Below are 630 nucleotides of genomic sequence, written 5' to 3'. Positions count from 1 at the left end.
ATCCAAAACCTACACCGGTAACGGATTACCCGTAAAGTCAAGGTTGTATTCTCAACTCTTGAGAGCGATTGTGTATGAATGGGTTACAACGTGTGTCACAGCCGCGTGCCCTCTGAGACACGACGTTTCAGGTTCGTGAGAAAACGGTCGACGCCGGGTTTCTTCACCCAATTCTTGATACGGCGGCTGTGTGGGGCTCCCCCTCTGGCATTGGCGCCCAGGGACATCCTCTCAGCCCTGTCTGACACCTGTGAGGCATCGCCGTGTCCCTTGCCCCTTCTTCGGTTCGCGTCTTCCGCCACGAATCGGAATCCGGCCGCTGGGAGATGGTGGCGGGCGCGCCGGACGACCGGCTCCGTGGGATGGTGGCGGGGCCCTATTGGGGCTACGACGAGCGGACGCCGGGCCCCATGCGCCGCCGCGAGCTGCCGTCGCCGCAGGTGGTGCTCATCATCGACTTCGGGCCGTGGCTCCGGATTCTCGACCCGCGAGACGCTTGTGTCTCCGCGCGCCACAAGGATGGCTTTGTCGCCGGGTTGGATGACTCGTTCTCACTCACTGAGACACCGGGGGCGATGCGCGGCATCCAGGTCAACTTCACGCCCGTGGGGGCGCGGCTGTGCTTCGGGA

At 63.2% G+C, this 630-nt stretch carries 1 protein-coding gene; it reads left to right on the top strand.

The genetic code is table 11. The annotated features are described in order from the left end of the window. Positions 1-263 precede the first annotated feature (263 nt). Positions 264-630, top strand: a 367-nt coding sequence (locus G4D87_RS07640) for a hypothetical protein (RefSeq protein ID WP_275902265.1), incomplete at its 3' end; no start/stop codon positions are given.

Origin of the sequence: Myxococcus vastator, from assembly GCF_010894475.1 — a bacterium.
GTDB lineage: Bacteria > Myxococcota > Myxococcia > Myxococcales > Myxococcaceae > Myxococcus > Myxococcus vastator.
Note: the sequence above shows the minus strand (reverse complement) of the source record. Positions and strands in the feature narration are given on the sequence as shown.